This window comes from Actinomadura roseirufa, from assembly GCF_900659635.1.
Classification (GTDB): domain Bacteria; phylum Actinomycetota; class Actinomycetes; order Streptosporangiales; family Streptosporangiaceae; genus Spirillospora; species Spirillospora roseirufa.
The window spans coordinates 1-5,959 of the sequence record NZ_CAACVB010000376.1 but is presented as its reverse complement, the minus strand read 5'-3'; the positions used below and the strand labels follow the sequence as shown (position 1 = coordinate 5,959).

1 protein-coding gene is annotated in these 5,959 nt (G+C 76.9%); it reads right to left on the bottom strand.

The genetic code is table 11. The features are described from left to right. On the bottom strand, nt 1-5,959 hold a 5,959-nt coding region (locus E1291_RS38230; protein ID WP_131742929.1), incomplete at both ends, for a non-ribosomal peptide synthetase.

Below are 5,959 nucleotides of genomic sequence, written 5' to 3'. Positions count from 1 at the left end.
ACCGCCACGCCGGGCGGCGGGCCGCCGATCGGCACGCCCCGCCGCCGGACCGCCCCGGCCAGGGGGTGCGCGCAGGCCACGGCGGGCGCCTCGGCGAGCCCGTAGCCGTTGACGACCCGGCCGTCGCCGAGCAGGTCCAGCCAGCGCTCGGCCAGCGGGACGGGCAGGACGTCGCCGGTGACGACGATCCTGGCGGCGAGCGCCGCGGCCCGCTCGGCGGTGAGCTCACGGGTCAGGACGTCCAGGTGGCCGGGGGTGAGCTGGAGGAAGCCGAACGGCCCGGCCTCGGCGAGCCGCTCGCCGAGCCCCTCGGGCCCCTCTCCCGGGGGCGCCAGCCAGACGCGCTTGCCGGCCAGCAGCGGCGCCCACAGGTTCGGGGACGCCAGGTCGAAGGCGGACGAGGCGAACAGCGCGCCGCCGCCCGGCCCGGCCTGCGCCAGTTCCCGGACCGCCCAGTCGAGATGGCCGGCCAGCGCACGGTGCGTGACGGCCACGGCCCTGGACGGGCCGGTCGCGCCGGAGGTCCGGCCGATGTAGGCGAGCCGGTCCAGGGGAACGTCCCCGGCGGCCTCCCGTTCGGAGCGCGCGGCCCGGTCCGCTGCGAACTCGTCCGATGCGGACCCGTCCGATGCGGGGTCCGCCGTCGCCCGGACGCCTTCGGCCGTGACGACGGCGGCCGCATCGGATTCCCGCAGCAGCTCGCCGATGTGCTCCTCCGGGGTGGACGGGTCGACCACCTGGTAGGCCGCGCCGGCCTTCCAGGCGCCGAGCATCGCGGCGATCAGGTCCGGGCCGCGGTCCAGGACGAGGCCGACGACCGCGCCGGGTTGGACGCCCGCCTCCCGCAGCAGCCCCGCGAACCGCGCGGCGCGCTTGTCGAGCGCCGCGAAGGTGAGCCGCACGTCGCCCTGCACGACCGCCCTCGCCCTGGGCCTGCGCGCGGCCTCCGCCTCGAACCGCGCCAGGACCGGGACCGACGCCGTCGCGGCGGGGGCCGGGCCCGGCTCCCACGCGGCGAGCTCGGCCATCCGCGACTCCGGCGGCCCGGCCGTGGCCGGTCCCTCCGGGTCGGCGGCCATCGCCTCCAGGACCGTCCGGTACATCTCGGCGAGCAGCGCCCCGTTCTCGGGCGTCACGCTCCCCGCGCCGAAGCGCAGGAGGAGGCGGCCCGGGGCGGTGGCGACGGTGAACAGGAACTCGTTCGCGCCGAAGCCGTCGGTGGCCGTCACCTCGGGACCGCCCGCGGCCTCTTCGGCGCCCGGCGCGGCGTGGTCGCCCGCGGTGAAGTCCTGGTAGCTGAAGTACACGTCCACGAGGCGTCCCGCGACGCCGGAGGCGTGCTGGAGCTCCGGCATCGGGAAGTGCCGGTGCGGCCACTGCGCCGCCTCGCTCTCGAAGACGAGGCGGACCAGCTCGCGCCAGGTGGCCGCCGCGGGCGGCGACGGGAACGGCAGGACGTTCAGGTTCATGCCCAGCGACCGGTCGGCGTCGGGCGCCTCCCGCCGCGTGTGCGTGGTGAGGCCGCTGTGGAAGGCGGCCTCGGGCGTCACCATGGCCAGCACCCGGAGGTGGGCGGCGAGCAGGACGCTCTTCAGCGGCACCCGCGCGGCGGCGGCGAGGCCGCGGAGCCCCGCGTCCACGGAGTCCAGGTCGAGGTCGATGCCGTAGGGGACGGTGTCCGGGTCGAGCCAGCCCGGCGGCAGCTCGAACTTGGCGTGCGCCTCCAGCAGCTCCGTCCAGAAGGCGCGGTCGGCGGGCGAGTCCAGGGCCCGCAGCTCCGCGGCGACGGTGTCGGCGAACCGCTCGGCCGGGGCCGGGCGCTGCGGCGCGCCCAGGTACGTCCCGATCAGCTCGCCGAGCAGGACGCGCAGGCTCCACCCGTCGAGGATGACGTGCGCGTTGACGACGGTGAGCTGCCAGCCGCCGTCCCCGCGCAGGTGGACGTGCAGGCTCAGCAGCGGCGGCTCGGCGGGGTCGAACAGCGCGGCCCGGCGCCCGCGCACGAAGTCGCGGATCTCCTCCTCCGGCACGTCCGGGCCGATCACCTCGACCGGGACGTCCGCGTGCTCGTGGACGAGCTGCAGCGGCTCGGTGTGCCCGTAGGCGTCGAAGGAGGTGCGCAGCGCCGGGTGCCGCTCGGTCAGCGCGGCGACGGCCCGCCGGAAGGCCGGCTCGTCGAACGGCCGGCCGTCCCGGACCCGCACCGAGCTGACCTGGTGGTAGCTCGGCCGCCCGGACTCGGCGGAGGCCAGCATCTCGATGAGCATCCCGAGCTGGTTGCGGGTGACCGGGTAGGCGTCGGCGAGGCCGCCGGGGAGCCGGTCCCGGACGGCGCCGTCCAGCAGCGCGAACGGCTCGGTCCGCGGCGCCTGCTCGGCGGTGCCCGCGCGGGCGGCGAGCAGCGCGCACAGGTCGGCGAAGCCCTCGTGCTCCATCAGCTCGCGGGTGGTGACGCCGTACCCCTCCTCGCGGAGCGTCGCGACGAGCACGACCGCGCGGATGGAGTCGCCGCCGAGGTCGAAGAACCGGTCGTGCATGCCGACCCGCCCCACGCCGAGGACCGTCCGCCACATCGCGGCGATCCGCTCGTGGAACGGCGAGGGCAGCTCGGCGCCCTCCCCCGCCGCCGGGGCCGGCGGCTCGGGCAGCGCCCGCCGGTCGAGCTTGCCGTTGACGGTCAGCGGCAGCGCGTCCAGCCGGACGAACGCCGACGGGACCATGTAGTACGGCAGCCGCGCGCGCAGCGCGGCCGGGTCGAACACGCCGTCGCCGTCCGGGACGACGTAGCCGATCAGCCGCGGCCCGCCGGCCGCGTCGCGGCGCAGCGCGACGACGCCGTGCCGCACGCCCGGGGAGGCGGCGAGGGCGGCCTCGACCTCGCCCAGCTCCACCCGGTAGCCGTTGATCTTCACCTGGTCGTCGATGCGGCCGGTGAACTCCAGGACCCCGTCGCGGGTGCGCCGCGCGCCGTCGCCGCTGCGGTACATCCGGGATCCGGGCGGGCCCTGCGGGTCGGGGACGAACCGGCCGGCGGTCAGGCCGGGCCGCCCGAGGTAGCCGCGCGCCACGCCCGGACCCGACACGTACATCTCCCCCGCCACGCCGGGCGGCACGGGGTACCCGTCCTCGTCCAGGATCGTGACGGTGAGGTCCGACAGCGGGCGGCCGACGGTGTTGGGCGCGTCCGGCGCCAGGTCCCGCTTGGACAGCCGGTGGTAGGTGGTGTGCACGGTGGTCTCGGTGATCCCGTACATGTTCACCATGGCCGTGCGGCCGAGGCCGCGCCGCTCCACCCACGGCGCGAGGTCGGAGAACTCCAGCCGCTCGCCCGCGAAGACCACCGCGCGCAGCGCCAGCCGCCCGATCCGCTGATCCAGCCCGTCGGCCGTCAGCAGGGCGCGGAACGCGGTCGGGGTCTGGGACAGGACGGTGACCTCGTGCTCGATCAGCAGGTCGAGCAGCTCGTCCGGCATGCGGGTCGTCTCCGGCGGGACGACCAGGACCGCGCCGCCGTTCAGCAGCGCGCCCCACATCTCGAACACCGACACGTCGAAGGCGTAGGAGTGGGTCATGCTGAACACGTCGGTGTCCTCGAAGGCGTAGTGCTCCTGCGCCGTGGTGATCAGCCGGACGACGTTGCGGTGGGTGATCGCGACGCCCTTGGGCCGGCCGGTCGAGCCCGAGGTGTAGATGGTGTAGGCGAGGTTGTCGGGGACCGCTCGCGCTCCCCCGCCCGGCGGCTCGTCCCGCGGCGCGTCCCGCGGCTCGTCCTCCGGCTCACCGGGGTCGGTGCCGACGAACCGCGCCTCGCAGCGCTCGCGCAGCCCGGCGGCGCCGTCGTCGGCGACCACGACCCGCACGCCCGCGTCCTCCACCATGTAGGCGAGCCGGCCGGGCGGGTTCACCGGGTCGAGCGGGAGGTAGCCGGCGCCCGACTTGAGGACGCCGATCAGCGCGGGCACCAGGTGCTCGTCGCGGTCGAGGCAGACGCCGACCAGGTCGTCCGGGCCGATCCCGAGCGAGACCAGGTGGGCGGCGAGCCGGTCGGCGCGCGCGTCCACCTCGGCGTAGGTCAGCCGGGTGCCGCCCGCGATGACGGCGGTGGCGTCCGGCGTCGCGGCGGCCTGCGCGGCGAACAGCGCGTGCAGGCAGCCGCCCGGGTCGTCCTCGCCGCCGGGCGCGGCGGCGAACGCGCGGGCGTCGCCGTCCAGGCCGTCGGCGATTGCCGCCAGCACGGCCCGCTCCAGCTCGGCGAGCCGCCGCGCGGTGCCCGGGGCCAGCGTGCCGGCGTCCCCGGTCACCACGACCCGCCGGTCCCCGAAGGCGTGCACCGCCAGGCCGAACTCGGTCGGCGCCTCCGTGGCGCGCGCCTCGGCGTCGATCACCCGGTCGTCGTTCTGGTGGAAGTCCACGTAGTTGAAGTGGGCGGGCAGCAGCCGCCCGGCGCCGCGCCACAGCTTGCCCACCGCCGGGGCCGGGAAGCGCCGGTGCGTCCAGGTCTCCAGCTCCGCCTCGAACGTCCGCGCGAGCAGGTCCCGCCAGGTGGCCGCGGTGCCGTCGAAGGGGACCGGCAGCGTGCTGAGGAACATCCCGATCGCCGCGTCGGCGCCCTCGACCTCCGGCCGGCCGTGCTGGACGAGCCCGGTGTGGAAGGGCGCGCCGCCCGGCGCGAGGGCGTCGAGCGCGGTCAGGTGCGCGGCGAGCAGCACGGTCTTCAGCGGCACGTCCGCCTCGGCGGCCCGCGCGCGCAGCCGGTCGGCGAGATCCACGATCGGGACCTCGATGCTGTGCGAGCCCGGCCCGGCCTCCCTACCGGCGGCGTCCCCCACGGCGCCGCCCACGGCGGCGCCCGGCGCGGGCGGCGTGAACGGCCGGTAACCGGTGACGATCCCGCGCCAGTAGGCGCGGTCCTCCTCGCCGGCGAGCGAGTCCAGCTCCGCCGCCACGAAGTCGGCGTAGCGGACGCCCGGCTCGTGCGGCCCGGCCGTGCCCGTGTCCCGCAGCCGCCGGTACACGGTGACCAGTTCCATCTGCAGGTTGTGCTGGCTCCAGCCGTCCAAGACGGCGTGCGAGAAGGTGAGGGTGAGCCACCAGTCCGGGCCCGTCCCGGCGTGCGCCGCGACCCGCAGCAGCGGGGCGCGGGTGAAGTCGAAGACGTCGGCGCGCTCGCGGAGCACGAAGTCGTCCAGCTCCCTCCGCCGCTCCTCCGGCGCGTCGCTCACCGCGTGCACGGTGCTGCGCGCGTCCACCTCCGCGCGGACGAGCTGCATCGGCACCGAGAAGCCGGTGAGGTGCAGCGACGTCCGGAGGATCTCGTGCCGCCGGACCATCTCGGCGACGGCGGCGTGGAAGGCGCCGGGGTCGAACGGCGCGTCGTCCCTGATCCGCGTGCTCGCCACGTTGTGGTACACGTTGCGCTCGCCGCCCGCCATGAACTCCGACACCATGCCGAGCTGGAGCTGCGACATCGGGTAGGCGTCGGCCAGGCCGTCCGGCAGCGCCGCGCGGTCCCCGGCGGGCACCAGCGCGAACGGCTCCACCGCGGCGGGCGCCGGGGGCGCGGCGGCGCGCCCGGCGAGCCCGGCCAGGCCCGCCACGGTGCGCTGCTCGAACACGTCGCGGACGGTCACCGCGACGCCCGCGGCCCGCATCCGGCCGACGACCGCGACGGCCCGGATGGAGTCGCCGCCGAGGTCGAAGAAGCTCTCCTCCACACCGACCTCGTCGAGGCCGAGGACCTCGCGCCAGATCCCGGCGACCCACTCCCGCCCGGCACCGGACACGGCGCCCGCCGGCGAGGCGGAGCCGGGCCGCGACGCCGTCCGGGCCGCCCGCGCCGTCCCGCCGGGGGCGGGGGCGGGCAGGGCCTTGCGGTCGAGCTTGCCGTTGGCGGTCAGCGGCAGCGCGTCCAGGACGAGCAGCGTGCCGGGGACGGCGGCGGCGGGCAGCGTCCCGGCCA